Origin of the sequence: Secundilactobacillus silagei JCM 19001, from assembly GCF_002217945.1 — a bacterium.
GTDB lineage: Bacteria > Bacillota > Bacilli > Lactobacillales > Lactobacillaceae > Secundilactobacillus > Secundilactobacillus silagei.
Map to the genome: position 1 here is coordinate 112,879 of NZ_BCMG01000006.1, position 21,655 is coordinate 134,533.

Annotated in this window: 18 protein-coding genes and 1 tRNA gene; 10 read left to right on the plus strand and 9 right to left on the minus strand. The window is 44.9% G+C overall.

Annotation, left to right across the window (positions count from 1 at the left end):
- The first annotated feature begins 140 nt into the window (after positions 1-140).
- From CES79_RS06925 to CES79_RS06935, 3 genes are all read left to right on the plus strand, one after another.
- Positions 141-800, plus strand: a complete 660-nt coding sequence (locus CES79_RS06925) for a DUF3862 domain-containing protein (protein WP_159459472.1) — start codon at positions 141-143, stop codon at positions 798-800.
- Between the two features lie 109 nt (positions 801-909).
- Positions 910-993, plus strand: a tRNA-Leu gene (locus CES79_RS06930).
- Positions 994-1,576: 583 nt separating this feature from the next.
- Positions 1,577-2,488: an AEC family transporter gene (locus CES79_RS06935; protein WP_089136726.1), complete on the plus strand. Its 912-nt coding sequence runs from the start codon at positions 1,577-1,579 to the stop codon at positions 2,486-2,488.
- A gap of 116 nt (positions 2,489-2,604) precedes the next feature.
- Here CES79_RS06935 and CES79_RS06940 read toward each other — a convergent pair whose 3' ends face one another.
- Positions 2,605-2,922 (minus strand): hypothetical protein, encoded by a 318-nt coding sequence (locus CES79_RS06940; RefSeq protein ID WP_089136727.1) that lies wholly within the window; start codon positions 2,920-2,922, stop codon positions 2,605-2,607.
- A 135-nt stretch (positions 2,923-3,057) separates the two neighbouring features.
- Here CES79_RS06940 and CES79_RS06945 point away from each other — a divergent pair, with 135 nt between their 5' ends.
- Together CES79_RS06945 and CES79_RS06950 are read left to right on the plus strand one after the other, a co-directional pair.
- Entirely contained in the window at positions 3,058-3,609 is a 552-nt protein-coding gene (locus tag CES79_RS06945; RefSeq protein WP_089136728.1) for a biotin transporter BioY, read from the plus strand.
- 130 nt (positions 3,610-3,739) lie between these two features.
- Positions 3,740-4,204, plus strand: coding sequence for a MarR family winged helix-turn-helix transcriptional regulator (locus CES79_RS06950; RefSeq protein WP_089136729.1), 465 nt, complete (start codon positions 3,740-3,742; stop codon positions 4,202-4,204).
- A 68-nt stretch (positions 4,205-4,272) separates the two neighbouring features.
- On the opposite strand, the gene CES79_RS06955 is transcribed toward CES79_RS06950, so the two are convergent.
- The 3 genes from CES79_RS06955 to CES79_RS06965 are packed head-to-tail and all read right to left on the minus strand — an operon-like array spanning position 4,273 to position 5,885.
- Entirely contained in the window at positions 4,273-4,980 is a 708-nt protein-coding gene (locus CES79_RS06955) for a CPBP family intramembrane glutamic endopeptidase (RefSeq protein ID WP_089136730.1), read from the minus strand.
- A gap of 38 nt (positions 4,981-5,018) precedes the next feature.
- Positions 5,019-5,267, minus strand: a complete 249-nt coding sequence (locus tag CES79_RS06960; RefSeq protein WP_054654355.1) for a hypothetical protein — start codon at positions 5,265-5,267, stop codon at positions 5,019-5,021.
- Positions 5,268-5,288: 21 nt separating this feature from the next.
- Entirely contained in the window at positions 5,289-5,885 is a 597-nt protein-coding gene (locus tag CES79_RS06965; protein ID WP_089136731.1) for a hypothetical protein, read from the minus strand.
- A 187-nt stretch (positions 5,886-6,072) separates the two neighbouring features.
- Here CES79_RS06965 and mscL point away from each other — a divergent pair, with 187 nt between their 5' ends.
- From mscL to pgmB, 4 genes are all read left to right on the plus strand, one after another.
- Positions 6,073-6,438 (plus strand): large-conductance mechanosensitive channel protein MscL, encoded by a 366-nt coding sequence (gene mscL, locus CES79_RS06970; RefSeq protein ID WP_054654359.1) that lies wholly within the window; start codon positions 6,073-6,075, stop codon positions 6,436-6,438.
- Positions 6,439-6,590: 152 nt separating this feature from the next.
- The gene (locus CES79_RS06975) at positions 6,591-8,888 is read left to right on the plus strand and encodes a glycoside hydrolase family 65 protein (protein WP_089136732.1); all 2,298 of its coding nucleotides are present in this window, start codon (positions 6,591-6,593) and stop codon (positions 8,886-8,888) included.
- 210 nt (positions 8,889-9,098) lie between these two features.
- Positions 9,099-11,816: a glycoside hydrolase family 65 protein gene (locus CES79_RS06980; protein ID WP_089136733.1), complete on the plus strand. Its 2,718-nt coding sequence runs from the start codon at positions 9,099-9,101 to the stop codon at positions 11,814-11,816.
- Between the two features lie 23 nt (positions 11,817-11,839).
- Entirely contained in the window at positions 11,840-12,511 is a 672-nt protein-coding gene (gene pgmB, locus CES79_RS06985) for a beta-phosphoglucomutase (protein WP_089136734.1), read from the plus strand.
- Between the two features lie 76 nt (positions 12,512-12,587).
- Here pgmB and CES79_RS06990 read toward each other — a convergent pair whose 3' ends face one another.
- From CES79_RS06990 to CES79_RS07000, 3 genes are all read right to left on the minus strand, one after another.
- A complete protein-coding gene (locus CES79_RS06990; protein ID WP_054654376.1) occupies positions 12,588-13,238 on the minus strand; it encodes a TetR/AcrR family transcriptional regulator in 651 nt (216 codons plus the stop codon).
- Between the two features lie 32 nt (positions 13,239-13,270).
- Complete coding sequence (locus CES79_RS06995; protein ID WP_089136735.1) at positions 13,271-17,623, minus strand: 2-hydroxyacyl-CoA dehydratase; 4,353 nt, start codon at positions 17,621-17,623, stop codon at positions 13,271-13,273.
- Between the two features lie 273 nt (positions 17,624-17,896).
- Positions 17,897-18,667 (minus strand): Cof-type HAD-IIB family hydrolase, encoded by a 771-nt coding sequence (locus CES79_RS07000; RefSeq protein ID WP_089136736.1) that lies wholly within the window; start codon positions 18,665-18,667, stop codon positions 17,897-17,899.
- Between the two features lie 234 nt (positions 18,668-18,901).
- On the opposite strand from CES79_RS07000, the gene CES79_RS07005 reads away from it, so the two are divergent.
- Positions 18,902-19,561 (plus strand): deoxynucleoside kinase, encoded by a 660-nt coding sequence (locus CES79_RS07005; RefSeq protein ID WP_089136737.1) that lies wholly within the window; start codon positions 18,902-18,904, stop codon positions 19,559-19,561.
- A 68-nt stretch (positions 19,562-19,629) separates the two neighbouring features.
- Here CES79_RS07005 and CES79_RS07010 read toward each other — a convergent pair whose 3' ends face one another.
- Entirely contained in the window at positions 19,630-20,124 is a 495-nt protein-coding gene (locus CES79_RS07010; protein ID WP_225362343.1) for a universal stress protein, read from the minus strand.
- Between the two features lie 12 nt (positions 20,125-20,136).
- The gene (gene pepV / locus CES79_RS07015) at positions 20,137-21,552 is read right to left on the minus strand and encodes a dipeptidase PepV (protein ID WP_054654380.1); all 1,416 of its coding nucleotides are present in this window, start codon (positions 21,550-21,552) and stop codon (positions 20,137-20,139) included.
- Positions 21,553-21,655: the final 103 nt, after the last annotated feature.

A 21,655-nucleotide genomic window follows, 5' to 3' on the forward strand; every position in this document is an offset into this window, starting at 1 on the left:
ATTTCTAGAAGTTAAGAATTACTTAACTTGACGGTTTACTCATGTACACAATTAATCTGCAAGTCTTATTTGACTCCGAAGAAATAACGGTTAATAATTAATTAATGCTTAAATTAGATATCATATTCTTCGGAGGAATAATGAGTATACAAAAATTTCTGATGGTGATTCTGACGCTATCCGCTGTTCTATCATTAACTGCGTGCGGCAATCGGCCATCTAAATCAGCCAGTTCAACTGTCAATTCATATTCAACATCGCCGGTTCAAACATCCAGCGCCCAGAAAACTACACCCCAGAGATCCAGTCTAACCACGATGGGCAAGTTTGACCACGTTAAGACTGGTCATGAAGGTAGTTCAAGAAACCAAGTCTTCACTATTCTGGGGAAACCCGATAAAACGTCTAAAGCCACGAAAAAGGGTTCCAATAAGGGGTCTACGGTCTACACTTGGAATCAGTCACAGCAAAAAAACATCAGTATTGATATCGTCAAAAACCGAGCTATTTCCAAAAACGTCTTTCAGATCAACTCTTCAGCTAAGATCACCTCTGCGCAATATCACCAAATCAAAAAAACTACTCATCTCTCCGCGGTAAAACAACAACTTGGTCTACCGGCAGAAGAAATGGTAATGGGCAACAAGGGACCTTATAGTTCTCAAACCATCGTTTATCTGGCTAAAAATAAGCAGCAATCGTATACGTTTAACTTTATCAATCAACGATTAGCTGATAAAACGGCTTCTACCTCAAAAGACAAAACCGTCAAATCTCAAAATACTCACCCCATTAAATAACTTAAACTCACCCCATTAAATAACTTAATTTGTAAGAAAATGTAAAAATCCTGTATAAAATTACTTTACAAAACCACTCAAAATAGTGTATGATTATTCCTGTTGTGATGCCCCGGTGGCGGAACTGGCAGACGCGCAGCGTTCAGGTCGCTGTTTGGGCAACCAAGTACAGGTTCGAATCCTGCTCGGGGCATAATAATATAGGACTACCGTTAAATTAACGTTTAGCGATAGTCCTTTTTTGTGCATTAAAAATTAAAGCATTTTCCTTATCTTATATAGAAGATTTGTAACTAGTTTAAAGTGTATGACATGCTATTTGGCAGAAAATGTATCGTCACAAGGAATATTAACTCTGGGGGACCAATTCAAATTGAATTAGCCCCTTTGTATTCTGTATGTAAATTCAATTTTATTCTAATTTAATTTTAATCACAAATATCGTTCAAATTGGTTATTAAAGCCTCAAAAAACATCAGTCTATTGTTTTTCATTATTACTAAATACCATTTAATTTTTCATTTACAGTCTATTCTGGTTAAGATGCTGATTAATAAACGTTTATAGTATTTCGTTCAACCCATAAAATGATAAATTATTTTATTTTTTTCAAACCTAATTTAAATGGCTAAGTAACCCTACTGCAACAAGCAAACGCCTACTAATTATTTATCATTAAAACAAAATTAGAATATTGAATATTTAATCATTAACTTGTAATTAAACACAAGTGGTTTATAATCTAACATTAATAAGTTGAGGGGATGATTGATGATATGTTACAAACACTATTATTTGCTTTATTACCCATTTTGGTCACCATTGCTTTAGGTTACTTTGCAGCTGCCCGCCATTACTTTGACGACAATGACAGTCGCATGCTGGTTCGCTTAGTCATGAATTTTATGCTGCCACTGAGCGTTTTTTCTGGGATTTGGAGCACACCGCGAAAAATCATCATCAAAGATATTCCATTAGCTACCTGGCTATTAGTGAGCATCATTGGCTGCTACCTGATTTTCTTAGTCCTTTACCGGTATCTATTCCATACCAACCTACATATTGCATCACTTCGGGCAATGTCGGTTGCTGACCCGTCCGTTCCGTTTATCGGGTCCGCTATCTTGCCTCTCATTTTTGGTGATTCTTTAAGTGCGATTACCATTGGTGTCTGCACCCTGATCATCAACATCATCATGCTGCCAATGGTTTTCGGTGCACTGAGCCGTGGCCAATCCCTAGGTGCGCGCATTATCAGTACCTTACGCAAACCATTAGTTGCCTCAGCATTACTGGGATTTATTCTCGCCTTACTGGGTTGGCAAATGCCCCCAGAATTAGCCGGTTCGTTTGAACTACTGGGCAAAGGTGCCGGTGGTTTAGCCATCTTTGCAACCGGGATCATTTTATTCACCCGTAAGATTTTGGTTAACCGCGTCATTGTTGCCACCGTCTTTTCCAAGAATATTTTGTTTCCAGTCGTGATCTGGGCCTTGATGCTGTTGATCCATGCCCCTTCTGAATTACAGCGAATCGTCGTTTTAACGCTGGCCATTCCAACGGCCACGATGCCTACTAGTTTGGCGATTCAATTTAAGGTCAACGAATCTGAATTGGCTTCAACGCAATTTTGGAGCACCGTTTGTTCGTTTGTTACCCTAGCAGCGTTCTTAGTCGCACTCGGTTAAAAATTCTCAACAAATAACCAGCCTAGTAACTCATTTCCTATACTCAGGAACCTAGCTACTATGCTGGTTATTTGTTGGCTATTGAATTAAGAAATCGGTTTTATAGTTGGACAACCTCAGTTATGACTCTCATCCGTCGTTGTATCTTTGGCTGCTTTTTTCGGCAATGCGATTACGGTGCCGTAACCGTGGACCACGAGAAACTTTGGTGCAACGTTCATCCGCACGACCTCAGTGTTGAACGAAACGTCCACCACCCCGTCACCATTGCGCTTCTGTGCTTGTTCAAACAGTTTTTGCTTGGCTTGATCAAACAGGTCATCAAACTTTGAAAATTCATCCGGTCTTTCCGAACTCAGCATCGTGGAAACCGTTACAGCAATCACGCCCTTAATAATATGGGCCTGATTAAAACTACCGGTTGACATAAACATTTTACCAACCCCTCTTTCATTAATTATACCGAATTTGATGATTTAGCGCAGGATTTCATAGAAAAAGCTCATCTTAATACTTGACTATTTCCAGTTTATGCTATAATTTTAATATCCCTTATTTGGAGGTTAATCATGAATCCCAATCATTCTTTGCTCAGTTGGATCCTCGCAAGTCAATTTGCGGCTATTCTGGTCGTCTGTTCCAAGCTGACCATTCCGCTGGGACCAATTCCGCTCACTGGTCAGACACTTGCTGTGGGCATAATTGCCTCACTTTTAACCGTCAGAACTGCTCAAAAAGCCATCTTTTTATACTTGCTGCTGGGCTTAATTGGACTGCCAGTATTTGCCGGTAGTGCCACCAGTCTGGCTGCCCTGTTTGGTCCGACGGCTGGGTATCTGTGGGGCTTTTTCCTCTACGTGACACTTACCAGTTGGTGGTTACGGTCGCGTCGTAAAACCACCATTAACCTGCTAGTCGCCAATTTACCTGGCGCCCTTATCCAATTAGTGCTTGGCAGTCTCTGGCTAACCGTTAGCAACCAGTTAAACTTGACCGCTGCTTTGCTAACCGGGCTTTTTCCCTTCCTGATCCCAGCCGTCATTAAAATTATCATGGTGGCCGCCATCGTTCAATTGGTGCAGCAACGGGTATCATTACCGTTGGGACGCGGAACGAATTAATCGCATAAATGTGATACTAATTACGCCAGGTTGATAGACAAATTAGTCGGAACACGATAAAATAATAGCGACAGAGCAATTTAGTTGCACACGATTAATTACCTGCAATACTCGAAAGGAAGGTTTTCACATGCCTAACTCAACGCCACGCCGATTAGACGACCAGCTGTGCTTCGCCTTTTATAGCGTCAGCAAAAAATTTAACCATTTCTATCAGGATGCTTTAAAACCGTTTCATCTGACTTACCCGCAGTACATCACTTTATTAGCCCTTTGGGAGACTTCCCCCATGACCGTTCGCGAACTTGGCAGTCACTTAAACCTTGATAGTGGCACTTTGACCCCGCTGTTAAAACGGTTAGAAAAACAGGGCTGGATCTCACGCAAGCGTAGTGATCAAGATGAACGCCAAGTCAACGTGGCCCTGACTGATTACGCGCTGCAAAAACGCGATGAGGTGTACGCCCGCGTCAATAGTTGTGTCGATCTCATCTCATTTGATAATATGGACTACCAGCAATTTTTAGGCAGTATTCACCACGTTATGGATGAACTGGATACGATCAGTGACAAAAATCTCATTCACGAATCTTAATTAACCTCACATTGAAAAGGGCTTTGACACCGGTGATTATTCGCTGTGTCAAAGCCTTTTTAATGTCGTTAATGAATCATAGCTGCCATTCCAACCATGGCAATTAAATTATTCAACATATGCAGTCCAATCGACGCCGCTAAATTGTTGGTGCGGCGATACGTGTAGGCCAAAAAACAACCTAACGTCATGTAGATCAAATAACTGATGATCGTGGTACTGGCATGGGCTAACGAAAAGAAGATTGCGCTCACCAGGATGGGCAGCCAAAAGCTCTCCGGTTTAAAGAAGGCATTCATGAGGTAGCCCCGAAACAGCAGTTCTTCGGCAATGGGCGACAGAAAAATACCGGAAAACATCAGCAGATAAAAGATCCAGTGGTCACTGGACAGTAAATACTTAATCGCCTCGTTGTTAGCGGTCTGCGTTTGATGAAAGACACTGCGATTAACCCAATTTAAAACCATTTCAAGGGCAATCGCGCAAACAAACGCCGTCACGATCAACTGAATGTCCTTCAGTGTCGGCCAATGCCAGTATGGCTGACTGGTCACCCGTTTCAAACTGGCATTTAAGGCCAAAATAATGACGATAAACCCACCAATATAAAGTACCGCCAGTAAACTGCGCAGCAAAATCTGGTTTTGAGCTGCTTTGCGGACCCATAAAAGCACCACTGGGACTGCCTCAATCGCAACAAAAAACGTTGCAAATAATAGGATTCTCGTGAACATCGACGGTCTTGCCGGATCACTTGGAAGTTTAAACTGTTGCATGTCACTACCCCTGTTCTATGTAAAGTCAGTCAGCAAGATCAATGCTGGCCTTCCTCGTTATTTTTATTTTGTTCAGCTGTTTTGGCAGCTTTATGCCGTAAAGCGTTTGGCCGATAGATCAGTAACAAATACAAAATGGTCACTAAAATCATCGAAACTAACCAAGCAATCAACCAGGTAATGATGGTCCCCACGCTGGTAGGCACCCAATTGCGAGTCAAATACACCGTGCTGCCAATGATCACTACTGGCAGTAAAACCATTAAAAAATAAGCTAAACCCTTCAAGTGAGAACCTCGGTTTCTAAATTAATGAAAATCTTGTGCCATATAACGTTCCAAAATAGCCGTCATCCCGTAAGTCTTAAAGCTGCCGACCTCAACGTAATTCAAATCAGCGTAGGCTAACTTGACCTGCCAACGAGCTTCTAAATCAGTCGGTTCGACTTCATTGAGCTGCAGCTTGTCGTGCTTTAGAGAAGCAATAAACCCAGTGTAAGTCTTCTCGCTGCGACCCGGGTGAACACCGAGACTAACGACCTGGTCAGCTTTAAACGCCCATCTTAACGTGGCTTTCAAAAGCGAATGCTGACTAAAATCAACGTAACTTAATAGTTTTTCAACGTGCCAAACATCATCATAATGCCGTTTGCAGGCCAGTGCAATGATGGCCATTAGTGATTTTAGATAGTCAGATTCCGTTATCAGCTTAGAAATCGTATTCGTCCGAATGACAATGGCGCCATCCGTCGCCCCATTTTGATTCACCCGCTTGAATAACACAAACTTCTTATCCATCGCAATCACGTTACCAGCTAAAAAATGATCCTCATCACCGTACCGAAAGATGGCCACCAAGCGGCCATCTTCCTGGGCAACTGATAATTGTTCTCGAATTGTTTCCATAATGTTTATCCTCCATGTAAAACATCGATCAGGTCCACTATTTGCCACTTTCAACTTGCTCTGTGATTTAAAGGTAGCAAGTTTAAAACAATAGTTCAAGCAAATAGTCGCCAAACTGCATTTTTATTGCGAAACCAGGACTAAATTCGCTATGATTAAGGTATCAAATTAGACTGAGGTGAACCCTATGTTAAAAGAGTTTAAAGCCTTTATTGCCCGCGGTAACGTGGTCGATCTAGCGGTCGGTGTCATTATCGGGGCTGCCTTCACATCAATCGTCACGTCGTTAACGAAAAACCTGATCAATCCGCTAATTGGCCTGTTCATCGGTAAAATGGATCTGTCAGGTTTAGTTTTCACCGTTGGCAGTGCTCATTTCCGCTATGGGTTGTTTATTGATTCAATCATCAACTTTTTGATCATTGCGCTGGTCGTTTTCCTCATGGTGAAGCTCATTAACCGGCTGATGCCTAGTACTGAGAAACAATCACCAGCACCCTCCGCATCCGAAACTTATCTAAAAGAAATTCGCGATTTACTTCAAAATAAATAGTTTTCATTCATAAAGGCAGCCTGAACTGAAGTTCAGGCTGCCTTTATGAATCCAATCAACTCGTGATTCACCCAATTTAAGATTAAGGGTTAACATCGCAAGCCTTTGCCTTATAATGAGCGTAAATTACCAAATTGATTGGAGATCACTAAATGGACGAAAATAATACCTTTCAGATTCACTTGCAAAAACTCGCACACCAGGATGAAAAAACCTTTGAAACGATCTACACCTTGGGTAATGGTCACTTTGGTGTCCGTGCGTCCAACCCGCTGCAGGGCAATAACAGCCATTATCCCGGCCAGCCAGGACTGTTTGTGAATGGTTTTTACGATTTAACCCAGCTGTCCTACGGTGAGAATTACTCCGGTTACGCACAAAATTCTCAGACCATTTGTGAGGTACCGGACCCGCGGTTCATTATCTTTGAGGTCGATGGCGTCCGTTCTGACGAAACCCCGTATAACGTTAGATTAGTCGATAAAAACCTGGATATGCGGACCGGTGTTTTAATGGATATTTTTGACGTTAAGACGCCGACTAACAAGCAGTTCCGTTTAACGCTGCAATCCTTTGCTTCTCACGCCGATAAACACTTATTTGTGATCAGGTACAGTGTCTCAGCGCTGAACTTTACTGGCCCGATCACGATTATTAAGCAACACCCCTACATCAAGCAGCAAATTCAATCAAACACCACCGATATGCGGGCTGCTCAGCGACAAACCGTATTGGACCGAACATTTATTCAAAGTAAATTGCCGATCATGATGATCAGCACCCGTAAAAGTCAGTTAGCGTTAATCGTCGCTCAGCAGGCGTTAAGTGACAACCCGATGCACGTCACCATGCTCGATGACCTGCCAAGCTACAGCAAAACCTTTGATCTCACTCAGGGGATGACTCAGAGCTTTAGCTTTGCGTATGCCATTAGCTACCCCCATCCGCTGTTGAAGGCCACCCTGTCGCAGCCGGCCATTGCGGCTTCGGCCGAAAAACGTCTGGCAAATAAATCCTTTAAACAGCTCTTAGATGATTCGGCAGCCAAAGTGAATCAGTTTTGGAAGAACAGCGATATCGAATTGACCGGTGATGACGCGCTGGCCAAAGGAATTCGGTTCAATCTCTTTCACTTGTATCAAGCAGCTGGCGGTGACGGGATGACCAGTATTCCGGCGAAGGGGCTGACCGGTCCCGGTTACGAAGGTCACTTCTTCTGGGATGCTGAAATGTTCATGCTGCCATTTTTCACCTATACCGAACCTCAAATGGCCCGACAGCTCCTGCTCTACCGTTACCATACTTTGCCGCAAGCACAGCACCGTGCGCGCGAAATGGGTGTCCATAACGGGGTCATGTTCCCCTGGCGGACGATCAACGGCGAAGAATCCAGCAGCTACTATCCGGCCGGTACCGCCCAAGTTCATATCAATGCCGATATTGCCTATGCCATCGACACCTACGTTCGGGTCACGGGTGACACTGATTTTCTGATGGATTACGGCTATGAGATCATCGTCAAAACCGCTCGCTTCTGGCTGGCATACGGTCATTGGGCAACTGACGATGCTCACGCTGGTAAGTTTGTGATCAACGACGTCACTGGTCCCGACGAATACACTGCAATGGTCAGCAATAATTACTTTACGAACCGGATGGCCCAAAATAATCTCAGTATTGCCGTCAAATATTTTAATCAGATCAAGCACAGTCACCCAGAAAAATTAGTGGAATTAAACGTCACTGATGAAGAAATTGCCCAGTTTAATCACGCCGCTGATGAGATGTACCTGCCCTATGACGAAAAGTTAAAAATCAAAAAACAAGACGATCTCTCCACTAGCAAGCCCGTTTGGCCGATTAAGGAAACCCCACGCAACCTGTTTCCGTTACTCCTGCACTTTCACCCCATGACGATCTATCACTATCAAGTCAATAAACAGGCCGATACGGTCATGACCGACTGCCTGTTTCCAAAGGATCAAGACGAAGCTCAGCTTAAGCGCGACTTTGACTATTACGAAGCCATTACCGTTCATGATTCGTCACTTTCCCGGGCTATCTTTGGCATCCTGGCTCACCGCCTGCACCACGCCGATGACGCCTATGACTATTTCATGCAAACGGTCATGATGGATCTCTCTAACTCGCAAGGCAACACCGGTGACGGGATTCACGCCGCCAATATGGGCAGTACTTGGCTCAGTTTAATTTACGGCTTCGCGGGTCTGGGACTAGAAAAAGAAAGTTTCAACCTGTCACCGGAACTGCCAGCAGCTTGGAACAGCCTGCGTTTTCGGTTCTGGTTTCACGGCCGGCAAATTGAGATCACCATTACTCAGCCCGCCGTTTCGATCAAGTTATTATCCGGTCAGCCCCTGCAATTTTACTTTAAACATAAACCCTTTAAGCTGACTAAGGATCATCTTGTGAATCAATATTTAAAATGACTTTAAGCAAGTCATGCGCATCTTTATACCAGTCCACCCCCTTCTTTGTATTAATTGCACCTTGAGTAAGACGCATCAAAATGATAACCAATCCCTTAAGCATAAGGGATTGGTTATTTTTTCGAGACGTGTTGTTTGCGATATTTCTAGCAAAACTTTATCATTAAGTTATGAGGCATTTAGCATTACTCATAGAAAAGAGGACTGATTATGAGAACAATTGCACTACGAGTCAAACAGGATTCCCTGGAACTGCTGTATTCTGAAAAGGACAATCAAGCCCCTTTCAGAAACTTCATTATCACCTATAATCCTGAACAGACAATTGGCGATAATCTGGAGAAGATCAAGGTCGTGCTGGCCGGTTTAAAAATCGATGCCGCCGTCCTTTTGAATTCCCTAGAATACGAATTTTCGGATACGATCATCGGCATTAATCATAATCGCATCGACATTGGGTTAGCATTAACCAACATGTTGAATATTCCCGTCGTTTCACAAGGCGACGTTGAACGCAACGGCCTGCTTAAAGCCGTTAAACACAAGGAACACTACAATGAATGGCACCTAGACTACTTCGGTGAATACGAGAAGAAACGTAATTACGGTCAAGAAGCCATGCTGACCGTTGGTAACGGCTATTTCGGCCTGCGTGGCGCCTACGTGGAATCACACGCAGATGCGGATAATTATCCGGGTACGTACGTTGCTGGCGTCTATAACCAATTGACTACTAAGATCGGTGACCGCGACGTCACTAACGAAGATCTGGTCAACCTGCCTAACGCCCAATTCATGACGTTTGGGGTCGATGATCAGCCGCCCTTTACGATCAATAAAAAAGACATTCAAGATATCTACCGCAGTCTGGACCTGAAACACGGTGTGTTAAGAACAGCGATGCACGTCCAGCTATCAACTGGCCATGATCTGTCCATCGTCACGACCAAAGTGGCCAACATGAAGAACTGGCACAACTATGCGATCCACTACGCGGTGACCCCGTTAAACTTTAGCGGGTCATTACAAATTTATTCCGAAATTGATGGGACCGTAACTAACGGTAACGTTGAACGCTACCAGGATTTCGACCAACATCATTTACAGATCACTGGCATGAGCTCGCGTGAAGACAAGATGTACATGACCGGTGAAACCAAAAACTCCCACATTCAATTTGTTGTTGGGAGTAATTTGCGTGAATTGAATCAAAAAAAGCAGCCCCAAATTAAGGTCAACAATCTGGAAAACCGGCTGCAGCAAGTCCTTTCAACGGATGTCAGCGTCCATCAGACTTACGAGTTTGAAAAAAACGTCACCATCTACACCGACCGGGAAACCCCAGCTGAGTCACTGATCGATAACGTTAATCACGATATTCAAATCAGCTCTTATGAACAGACCGCTAAACAAAGTGAAGACTACTGGAAGAATGCTTGGAACAACTTCGACATTAAGATCGACACGGATATCACCAGTCAAAAACTGACCCGGGTCAACCTATTTCACACCATGGTCTCCGCTGCTGCGGTGGGTTCTGGTAAATTAGACGCTTCCGTGGGTGCCCGTGGTCTTCACGGTGAAGCTTACCGGGGCCACGTATTCTGGGACGAAATGTTCGTCCTGCCATTTTACACGCTGCATTACCCAACGTTAACCAAACAGCTGCTAATGTATCGCTACCGGCGCTTGGATGCTGCTAGGGCTTATGCCAAGCAGGAAAATTACGAGGGTGCCATGTATCCTTGGCAGTCTGGCGAAACTGGTGATGAGCAGTCGCAGTTCCTGCATTTAAACCCAATCACCCACCAGTGGGATCCCGACAACAGCCGCCTGCAGAGACACGTGTCTCTGGCAATTGCTTACAACGTCATCAACTACACGCAAGTTTCCGGCGACCACGAATTTATGGATAAATACGGTCTGGAAATGCTGCTATCGATCGCTAAATTCTGGATCAGCGCGACTACCTATGATCCTAAGGAAAAGCGTTACAGCATTTCACACGTCATGGGCCCTGATGAATTCCACGAAAACTACCCTAACGCTGACGAACCAGGTCTCACAAACAATACTTATACCAATATTATGGTGGCTTGGTTATTCAACTACCTGGTTGAATTACAGCCACAAGTCCCAAAGAACACTTTCAAGAACGTTCAAAAGAAGAGCGAATTTGATGATTCACTCTTCGATAAGATGACGGATATTTCACATAAACTCAAGCTTGATATCAACAAGAACGGTATTATGGCCCAGTTTGAAGGTTACTTCGACTTACCAGCCTTAGACTTCGATGCTTACCGGCGCAAATACGGTGACATCTCTCGGATAGACCGGATCTTAAAGGCCGAAGATAAGACTCCGGATGCCTATCAAGTTGCCAAACAAGCTGATACGCTGATGGCCTACTACGTACTGAACATCAAGGAAGTCGACCAAATTCTGAATCAATTAGGCTATCATATGCCAAAGGAATACCTCACCAAGAATATTCAGTACTACTTGAACCGAACAACTCATGGTTCAACACTTTCACGGATCGTTTATTCCGTACTGACCGAAATGGACGACAACATGGATCAGTCATGGTCACTGTTCAGTCAGGCCCTGTTCTCTGACTACTATGACATTCAAGGCGGCACTACCGCTGAAGGCATTCACCTGGGTGTCATGGGCGCCACCTTAATGATTGAGACGCGTAACTACGGCGGTGTCGATAGTTTGGGTCGGGAGATCAACCTGCACCCTAACCTGCCAGCCAAGTGGACCTCAATTACCTTCAAGCAGTTCATCCGCGGTCACTGGTATAACTTCATGATCACTCAGTCTCAGATTCACGTCACGGCAGACGCAGATTCCACCGTTCAATTCAAGAACAAACCAATTGAATTGAAGGCTAATCAAGAAAAGGTCATTGATTACTAATTAAACTAATGGGAGTGATTCATATGGCAACATTCAAACAGATTAAGGGTTTCGTATTTGATTTAGACGGTGTCATTACCGATACGTCACTGTATCATACTAAGGCATGGCGGCAATTAGCCGAAAAGCTCGGCGTCACCTGGAATAAAGACTTAGAGGAAGGTCTGAAGGGAATTTCCCGGATGGACTCCCTGGAACTGATTTTAAAGACTGGCGGCAAGCAAAACGACTATTCACACGATGAAAAGGTTGCGTTAGCCACCGAAAAGAACACCAACTACGTTCACGAGATCAAACAAATGACCCCAGAAAACATTTTACCTGGAATTAAAGACTTTCTAGACGACCTACGTGACAAGGGCTACTTGATCTCGTTAGCCTCCGCATCTAAGAACGGTCCTACCGTCTTGAAGCAACTGCAGCTTACCGACTACTTCCCTAAGGTCGTGGACCCTGCAAGTCTCTCAAAGGGCAAGCCGGATCCTGAAATCTATACTAAGGGTGCCGAATTACTGGGCTTAGCACCAGAAACCTGCATCGGTGTTGAAGATGCCGCTGCTGGTATTCAGGCCATCAACGCCGCTAACGAAACGTCAGTCGGCATTGGGAGCGCTGATACCCTGTCGGCTGCGGATGTTCGCTTTGATGATACCTCGCAGATGACCTTAGCCAATATCGAAAAAGCAATGGCTTAGTTTTAACAGAATCAAAAAAGGTAACGTTATCCGCTCACTTTGAGCTGGATAACGTTACCTTTTAATTTACCATAAACTAGTTTCTGGGTCTCAAACCATCCATCAAGAATTCACAAACTTCATCCGTGGTTTTATCCACGTCTAGCGGTGTATCACTCATAATGATGTTGGGAATCAAATACCCAACAATCACCCCGCTGACCATCCTGATAATCCGCATGGAATCCCAGTCAACCAGCTGACCCTTTTTCTTATAATCGCGAAACAGGGTGTCAACGCCGCCTTGAAGCAACTTACCCAGCCGCTTGGTCAGACTAGTCATAATCGAGGGGTCCTTAACCATTTGCTGAATGAAGATCTTCATCTCTGGGCGATTATCCATCGCGTAGACCATGCGATCATGCACGGCATACCTTAAGAAGGAGTCAAAATCATCAAACGGACTTTGGTGTAAGGTAATTAGGAATTCGTCAGCCACGCGGGGAAAAATATCGTGAATAAATGGTTTCAAAATGGCTTGGAGTAAACCATCTTTCGTCTTAAAGTGTTTAAAAACCGTGCCTTCTGATACTCCTGCTAAATGAGCAATATCCAGCGTACTGGTATTTTCATAACCCTTCTGGGCAAACAACGTTAAACTTGCTTGTAAAACCTTCCGCTGCTTCGGTGATAAACTTGTTGTTTTAATATTATTCGCAAATAGCGTTTCAACATCAGTATGTTTCATGGCATTGTCTCCAATTTTAATCTGTCATTTTGTTATCTGCCACTGACCGTACTCCCAACTTCAGACGGTCGTGATCGCACAGCGCGACGATTGTCTGCCGCTGGCGTTGTTTCAGTTGCTGCAGCCGTTTCAGCTGCCAGGTTCTTATTGGCTGTTGCCAGCATCAACCGAATCCGGTTCAGCTGGTTGACCACTGAGGTACCGGGATCATAGTCGATCGGGGCAATGTTAGCACCCTTAAACTGACGTCTGATCTCCTTGATCATGCCCTTACCAACAATGTGGTTTGGCAGGCAGCCAAATGGTTGCATACAAATGATGTTTGGCACACCGCTCTTCAATAGCTCGATCATTTCACCGGTCAAGAACCAGCCTTCACCAGTTTGGTTACCCAGCGATAAGATCTTGCTGGCATCATCGGCCACCTTTTTAATGGCTTCGATACCTTCGAAGCGTTTCGAAGCGTTCAAGGCTTTTTGCATCGGCTGCTCACACCATTTAATAACCTGCATGGCAAATTCAGCAAACCACTTAGCCTTAACAGACGCTCCCAGATGCTGATACTTATAAATTTGATTATACAACGAATAGTTCATGAAACCAACAATATCAGGTACAACTGCTTCGGCACCCTCTTTTTCAAGCAGGTGGACAATGTCGTTGTTCGCAATTGGTGAATACTTCACCAGAATTTCACCGACTAAACCGACTTTTGGTTTACGGACTTCATTGAGTTTAACGGTATCAAAATCCTGGACGATTTCGTTAACGTTACGTTTGAATTCCTTAAAGCTGCCCTTTTCAATGGACGGCCGAACCACCTTTAGCCAATCGGCATGCATTTTATCGATCTGGCCTGGCTTGGTTTCGTAAGGTCTTGTCCGATAAACCACTTGTTCAAACAAGTCACCATACAGGAAGGCAATGGCGACCCGTCGCAGCAACGGTATGGTCATCTTAAAGCCAGGGGTTTCTTCCACACCCTGATTGCCTAATGACAAGGAGACCACTGGTACTTGACCAAAGCCGGCATCCTTTAAGGCTTTACGAATCAGTGGAATGTAGTTAGTCGCCCGACAGCCACCACCGGTTTGGGTCATCATAACAGCGGTGTGGTTCACATCGTACTTACCACTTTGGAAGGCCTCAACCATTTGACCAATGGAAATGATGGCAGGGTAGCAGGCATCGTTGTTCACGAAGCGCTGCCCCACATCGACTGATTTCCGGTCCTTCATTGGCAGATTGACCACGTTGTACCCGGAAGCCTGCAATGCCACGTCAACCAGTCCATGCTGGTGAATGGGTGACATCATTGGCAATAGTAAAGTGTAGCCCTTTTTGTGCATTTCTGGGGTAAAATCAACTGGCGTGTCATTTTCATGGAGCTTCATTGGCATGATCTTACGCTTTTGCCGTTCTTTGACGGCGGCCTTTAATGACCGTAACCGAATCCGGATAGCGCCCATATTGGTGCCTTCATCAATTTTCAGCGACGTGTACAGCCGGTTATACTGGTTCATGATCTCTTCAACTTGATCCGTATCAATGGCATCGATCCCGCAGCCAAAGGAGTTGAGCTGAACGAATTCCAATTGGGGAATCTTAGCAGCCACTCTGGCAGCAGCGTACAAGCGTGAGTGATAGACCCACTGGTTGACGACCCGGAGACCCTTCACATCGCCCAAATGAGCAATTGAATCTTCAGTCAGGACGTGAAAGCCTTCCGCCGTCATGATCTGAGAAATCCCGTGGTTGACTTGTGGATCCAAGTGATAAGGCCGACCAGCTAAAACGATCCCATGCTCGCCAGTGGTCATCAGCATCCGTAAGGTATCTTCACCACGGTTACGAATCTTTTGCTTAAAGTCTTCGAGCGTCTTGTAACCGGCTTCCAGCGCCGTTTTGATCTCAGCTTTACTGATGTCAAACTTACGCAAGGCTTCATACAGATTATCGGTAGTTCCCTTTTTATCTGCTAAGTTCAGGTAAGGTGAAATCAAATCAACCTGACCGGAAGTGATCTCATCGACGTTATTGCGAATGACGTTAGGATAAGACTGCACAATTGGGCAGTTGAAATGGTTATCCGCGTCACCGTTTTCAGCAACTTCATAAACCACGGCAGGATAGAAGATCGTCTTGTAGCCGCGGTCGATCAAAGCTTGAATGTGTCCGTGAACTTGTTTAGCGGGATAGCAAACCGTATCGGAAGGAATGGTTTCCATCCCTTTTTCGTACTGTTTCTCATTGCCCTTTGGTGAAAGCTGTGCCCGAATACCTAAATGACGGAAGAACGTCTGCCACAGCGGGTAGTTTTCGTACATATTTAAGACTCGTGGAATCCCGATCGTGCCGCGGTACGCTAATTTCTTGCGCAATGGCCGGTAGCTGAACAATAGTTTGTATTTTTCAGCAACCAAGTTGACCTTGCCGTTATCCTTTGGTATCCGTTGCTTCATCCCACGGGCTTCGCCACGTTCGCAGCGGTTCCCAGTCACAAAGCGACGGCCATCATTAAAGACGGTAATGGTCAGCGCACAGTTGTTTTCACAGATCCCGCAATGCATGTATTCCTTCTTGAAGCTTAAATTATCCATTTGATCAACGGAGAGTAAGGTCGTCTGGTCGCCAGTCTTATATTCGCCCTTCGCAATCAGAGCAGCACCATACGCACCCATTAAACCGGCAATGTTTGGCCGAACAACTTCCACGCCAGCAATCTTTTCAAAGGCTCGTAAAACGGCTTCGTTGTAAAAGGTCCCGCCTTGGCAAACGATATGGTGACCCATATCTTCTACCCGGCGCATCTTGATCACTTTAAACAGCGCGTTTTTAATAATCGACACTGACAGACCGGCCGCAATGTCACCGATCGTCGCCCCTTCTTTTTGAACTTGCTTAACTTTGGAATTCATAAAGACGGTGCAACGTGAACCGAGGTCTGAAGGATGCTTTGCCAGCAAGGCTGCTTGAGCAAAGTCCTGGATCTTGTAATGTAACGAGGTGGCAAAGGTCTCCAAAAATGACCCGCAGCCTGAAGAACAAGCTTCGTTTAACTTAATCGTTGATAACGCGTTATTCTTGATGGTCATGGCTTTCATATCTTGACCACCGATGTCTAAAATAAAGTCAACGTCTGGTTGGAAGTAGTGCGCAGCGCGATAATGCGCCACCGTTTCCACTTCACCAATATCGACCATCAAGGCATTTTTGATCAAATGTTCACCATAACCGGTAACCGCGGTTTTACCAATGGTGACTCCGGCAGGAATCTTACTGTACATATCCCGTAAAATTTCCTTAGTTTTTTCCAGCGGGTCACCGTCATTATTGTCATAGTAGGTATAAAGAATCTTATTATCGTCGCTCATTAAGGCCACTTTAGTGGTTGTAGAACCGGCATCGATTCCCAAAAAGGCGACACCCTGATAACTATCGAGATCACGGGTCTCAACCTTGGCTTTAGCGTGACGCTTACGGAATTCCTGTAATTCATTGTCATCCTTAAATAAGGGTTCCAGTGAAGAACTGGGATGCATGCCAGAATCGTCACCGTTTAACAATTGATCCAAAAGACCGCCTAAAGTGGTTTCTGGCTGGTCAAAGGCATACAGTGCCGCTCCCTTAGCCACGAACAATTGCGGATCTTCTGGGAAGACCACTTCTTCTGGCGTTAATTTTAACGTTTCAATAAACCGGTAACGCAGTTGATCCATAAAGTACAGCGGGCCACCTAAGAAAGCCACGTGGCCGCGAATCTTATGGCCAGCAGCCAATCCGGAAATCGTCTGATTAACCACCGCTTGGAAAATGGAAGCGGCAATATCAGCTTTACGGGCCCCGTCGTTGATCAGTGGCTGGACATCGGTCTTCGCAAAGACCCCGCAACGACTAGCAATTGGATAAATCGTCTGGGCATCTTTAGCCATCACGTTTAACCCGTTGGCATCCGTCTTTAACAGGGTTGCCATTTGGTCAATAAAGGCCCCGGTACCACCAGCACAGCTCCCATTCATCCGCTGTTCCAGTGAGTCGCCAAAGAAGGTGATCTTAGCGTCTTCACCGCCTAGCTCGATGGCCACGTCCGTTTGCGGGATCAAAGTCTCAACGGTTTTGGTGCAGGCAATCACTTCCTGCACGAATTTGAGCTGCAGCAGATTGGCCAAGCCAATGCCGCCTGAACCGGTGATCGTGCAAGCCAATTTGGCATCTTTGCCAAGTTCGCTAATTGCCTCACGCAGAATTTTTTCAGTGGCACCTTTTACATCTGAATAATGACGTTCGTACCGTGCAAAAACAGTTTGGTTAGCTTGATCCATGACCACGAGCTTGACCGTGGTTGAGCCAACATCGATACCGCCAAAATAATTCGTTTTTGTCATTTCACTCACCTCTACTTATCTGATAACGTGTTGCAAAGTAACTTTTCGTTTGATTATCTAACGTTTTTCTTAACTTTACCCAAAAAAGTAAAGTGACTACTCACTTAGAGTAACCCATGGCTGACACTGGTTTCAATAGCATATACAGTTATTAGTTTTCTAAATAACTAGGCTGGAATTTTTTACCAGAATATTACTGGAATATTATTCCTGAACAAAAAAGACTTGAAGATCGCCCCTTTTAGGAACCTTCAAGTCTTGGTTAACCGTTACTTATTTAATGAGATTATAGTGCTTCAACCCATTAACGATCCCATTATTCATATTGGAAGTCGTTACATAAGCAGCCTTTTCCTTAGCTAATTTGTGGCCATTCGCCATGGCAATTGGGGTATCCACCATGTCAAACATCTGCAGATCGTTTAACTGATCACCAAAGGCGTAAGTCGGTACGTTGCCTAAGTGAGCAGCTTCCAGCAAAATTTGAATCCCGGTCCGTTTAGAAACGCCGGCCTTCATTGTGTCCAGCGCCCGTGGGTTGTTCCGAACCAAAGAAAGCACACCCTTGAACCGTTCTTGATACTGTTTTTCCTTATCTTCATTAAAGACGTTCATAAAATTAATCGGTTCATGATGATAGAAATCGGGGTCAACTTGGGCATCCAGGCGCAACAGCTTAAAGTTCGCGGTCGTCGCGTCATTCGCCTTGTTCAACCGGAAACCGCGGTTATTGAAATAGCCGACCGGGTCTCCTTGCTGATTAGCATACTCGGTAAAGTCGTTCAAAACATCCTCATCAATCACTTCTTGGTGAAGTTTCTTACCTTGGTATTGAACGTAACTGCCGTTGGCACTGACGATGGTATCCAGTCCAGTTTCGTCTAACACATACTGCACTTCAAAAACGTTTCGGCCGGTAGAAATGACAGAAAGAATATTATTCTTTGACATTTGCTTGATTGCCTCAATGCTAGCAGGCAGAACATTCTTCTGGTCATCAAATAAAGTACCGTCCAAATCAAAAAATACGATTGCATCATACATTTCTCAGCCACACTCCTTTTCCCTTTACACTAATTATACTACTAGTCGTTTTTTCAACGGTCACTGACGCTTACCAATCCCCTGCTGCCAATAAAATCACGAATTTAACCCCCGTTAAATGCTGTTTTAACGCGCTTTAAGGCATCAAAACTAAAAAAATAAAAAAGAACATATGGTATCTTGGAAAACTATGGTACACTATATGTTGCATATTTTATTAAAAGAGGGGCTATTATGGTGATTATTACAGCCGGAATGATTGGTGTCGGAAAAACAACTTTAACTGGAATGCTTGCGGAACACTTAGGAACCAAGGCATTCTTCGAACCAGTGGGTGAAAACCCAGTACTGCCGTTATACTATTCGAATCCGAAACAATACGGATTTTTGCTACAAATCTATTTCTTAAATAAGCGTTTTTCGATGATCAAGCAGGCCTTGGCTGATGATAATAACATCCTTGACCGTTCGATCTATGAAGATGCCTTGTTTACTAAAGAAAACAACGCTGAAGGCAACATTAGCGATACCGAATTATCCGTTTACCTGAAGTTACTGGATAACATGATGGGTGAATTGGATCGGTTGCCTAAAAAGGCACCGGATCTACTGGTCTATGCCAACAGTGATTTTGATACGATCCTTTATCGCATCAAGAAGCGTGGCCGGGATTACGAACAAATTGCGAGTCATCCTGAACTGGAATCTTACTACTACAAGATGTGGTCAGCTTACCAAAAATGGTTTGATGACTTTGACGTTAGCCCAAAGATCAAAGTTGACCTGCAGCGCTACAACCTTGAAGATCCCAAGAACGTTGATATCGTGTTAGGCCAAGTGGACGATGCGCTTCGTGACATCAGAAGCACTGACTCCGTTCCAAACGCGATGTAATGTAATGAATACTTTAAATTAAAAAAGTCTCGGTGCATAAATCATGCATCGAGACTTTTTAATTTGCGCTAAAAGACCTTAATCTGCTGATTATCTAAATCCGTTCGTACAATTAAAACATCAACGGCAGCGTTGGTCACAACGTAACTGGCATTGGAGCCCATCATCATCCGTTCCACAACGTTAGCACCAGTCGCACCAAGAACGATCAGATCCGCTCCCAGCAATTGGGGTAAATTCTTAGCCAGCTCCAATTTGGAGTTGCCAAAGGTGACGTGGATCTCAACGTGTTTCAGACCAGCTTGAACGGCAGCATCGCGATACTTGGCAGCCACTTGATCCATGTTGTGCTTAAAATCATCCAGCACCTCCGGATCAACCGCACCAAACCCAAACCGGGACTTGCCGAGACTTGTCAGCTCGCTCACATTGAGAACACTCACGATATACAGGGTGGCCTGATTGCGTTTAGCAACCGCGATTGCTTTTTGAACCGCCCGTTTCGCCTGTTTTGAACCGTCTACACCGACCATCACGTTTTGATAATTACTGAGCTGTGCCAATGCCATCACTTCCTAGTCTGCTAATTCGTTTGCGAGTGCTTCAATTGAACGGCCATAGATCGCCATGGCCAGCATCAAATCAGAAATTGGTTGGAACTCATCCACTTGGTGCATGGTATCTGGTGTGTGATCTTGGAAGAGTGCGCCAAAGGCCACGCCCCGCTTCATCAAACGGCCATAGGTACCGCCGCCGACAACTTCGGGTTGCACCGTTTTATTACCCGTCATTTCCTGGTAAGCACCCATTAAAGTCGTCACAATTGGGTCCTTAGGATCAACGTAGTGCGGTGCCATTTCCCGGCCTTTGCTCAGTTCAAAGTGGTTTTGATCGGCAACCTGCGTCAATTTGGTTTGCAGATCGTCGGCAGTCATGCCCTTTGGATAACGGAAGTTCAGGACGATCTTACCTGGCTTGCCGGCATCAAAGACCATGACACCCACGTTCATAGTCAATTCACCCATGATTTTATCGGTGAAGGCCAAGCCCAGCTTGTGAACTCGGGAATCATCATGCAGGTCGCCACCGAGCAGTTCCAAGAAGGCCCGTGCGTCACCGCCAAAGTCCAACGTCTTTAAGAATGATGCCAAATAAGTACCGGCATTGATCCCGTTTTTAGGCTCCATCCCATGAGCAGCTTTGCCGATCAAATGGAAGTGGACGCCATCTTTGTCAATATTAACGTCACCGGTAACTGGGGCTTCATCCAGAAAAGCCGTGAAGTCACTGACCAAGGCTTCGTTATCGTCAGTTTCAACCACCGCGTGCGCATCACGGGGTACCATGTTTTCACGTAATCCCGCGGTAAATGAGTTCAGCTTATACTGACCGCCATTTGACCCCTGCGTCGTTAACGTAAAGGTAGCGTTCCCCTTTTCACCGTTGATCAGTGGAAATTCAGCATCCGGTGAAAAGCCCATAGTGGGTTCCGGCTGCGTCTTGAAGTAGTGCGTCATGCCAGTCCAGTTACTTTCCTCATCAGTTCCGAGAATAAAGCGGACCTTCTTATTTAGTTTAATGCCCTGTTCTTTTAAGATCTTCAGGCCATAATAACAAGCCAGTGCGGGACCCTTGTCGTCAGAAGTACCACGACCATACAGGTTACCGTCTTTTTCAGTCAGCGTAAACGGCTCGGTGGACCAGCCTTCCCCAGCTGGCATCACGTCAACGTGGGCTAAGATGGCAACGGTCTCGTCACCTTCACCGTATTCAACGAAACCGGCTAAATTATCCAGGTTAGTTGTCTTGAAGCCATCGCGTTTAGCCATGTTTAAAAAGGCCTGCAGTGCCTTAGCTGGGCCTGGTCCTAATGGTGCTTCAGCAGTTTTTTTAGCATCGTCACGGACACTTTGAATGGCGACTAGTTTGGTTAAATCGTCGATGTAAGCTGCTTGGTGTTTCTGCGCAGCTGCTTTCCAATCAATTGACATTTAAGTTTCCTCCAATATTGATTTCTCAAGTACCATTCTAGCATACAACGCCCCTCATGGGGAGCAGACCGCCGGGGGTTCAGGCAAAATTTACACCGCTCTA

Excerpts from the sequence above, each read along its gene's own strand:
- CES79_RS06925 (WP_159459472.1), top strand. The coding sequence starts at position 141 with ATGAGTATACAAAAATTTCTGATGGTGATTCTGACGCTATCCGCTGTT.
- CES79_RS06935 (WP_089136726.1), top strand. The coding sequence starts at position 1,577 with ATGTTACAAACACTATTATTTGCTTTATTACCCATTTTGGTCACCATT.
- CES79_RS06940 (WP_089136727.1), bottom strand. The coding sequence starts at position 2,922 with ATGTTTATGTCAACCGGTAGTTTTAATCAGGCCCATATTATTAAGGGC.
- CES79_RS06945 (WP_089136728.1), top strand. The coding sequence starts at position 3,058 with ATGAATCCCAATCATTCTTTGCTCAGTTGGATCCTCGCAAGTCAATTT.
- CES79_RS06950 (WP_089136729.1), top strand. The coding sequence starts at position 3,740 with ATGCCTAACTCAACGCCACGCCGATTAGACGACCAGCTGTGCTTCGCC.
- CES79_RS06955 (WP_089136730.1), bottom strand. The coding sequence starts at position 4,980 with ATGCAACAGTTTAAACTTCCAAGTGATCCGGCAAGACCGTCGATGTTC.
- CES79_RS06965 (WP_089136731.1), bottom strand. The coding sequence starts at position 5,885 with ATGGAAACAATTCGAGAACAATTATCAGTTGCCCAGGAAGATGGCCGC.
- mscL (WP_054654359.1), top strand. The coding sequence starts at position 6,073 with ATGTTAAAAGAGTTTAAAGCCTTTATTGCCCGCGGTAACGTGGTCGAT.
- CES79_RS06975 (WP_089136732.1), top strand. The coding sequence starts at position 6,591 with ATGGACGAAAATAATACCTTTCAGATTCACTTGCAAAAACTCGCACAC.
- CES79_RS06980 (WP_089136733.1), top strand. The coding sequence starts at position 9,099 with ATGAGAACAATTGCACTACGAGTCAAACAGGATTCCCTGGAACTGCTG.
- pgmB (WP_089136734.1), top strand. The coding sequence starts at position 11,840 with ATGGCAACATTCAAACAGATTAAGGGTTTCGTATTTGATTTAGACGGT.
- CES79_RS06990 (WP_054654376.1), bottom strand. The coding sequence starts at position 13,238 with ATGAAACATACTGATGTTGAAACGCTATTTGCGAATAATATTAAAACA.
- CES79_RS06995 (WP_089136735.1), bottom strand. The coding sequence starts at position 17,623 with ATGACAAAAACGAATTATTTTGGCGGTATCGATGTTGGCTCAACCACG.
- CES79_RS07000 (WP_089136736.1), bottom strand. The coding sequence starts at position 18,667 with ATGTATGATGCAATCGTATTTTTTGATTTGGACGGTACTTTATTTGAT.
- CES79_RS07005 (WP_089136737.1), top strand. The coding sequence starts at position 18,902 with ATGGTGATTATTACAGCCGGAATGATTGGTGTCGGAAAAACAACTTTA.
- pepV (WP_054654380.1), bottom strand. The coding sequence starts at position 21,552 with ATGTCAATTGATTGGAAAGCAGCTGCGCAGAAACACCAAGCAGCTTAC.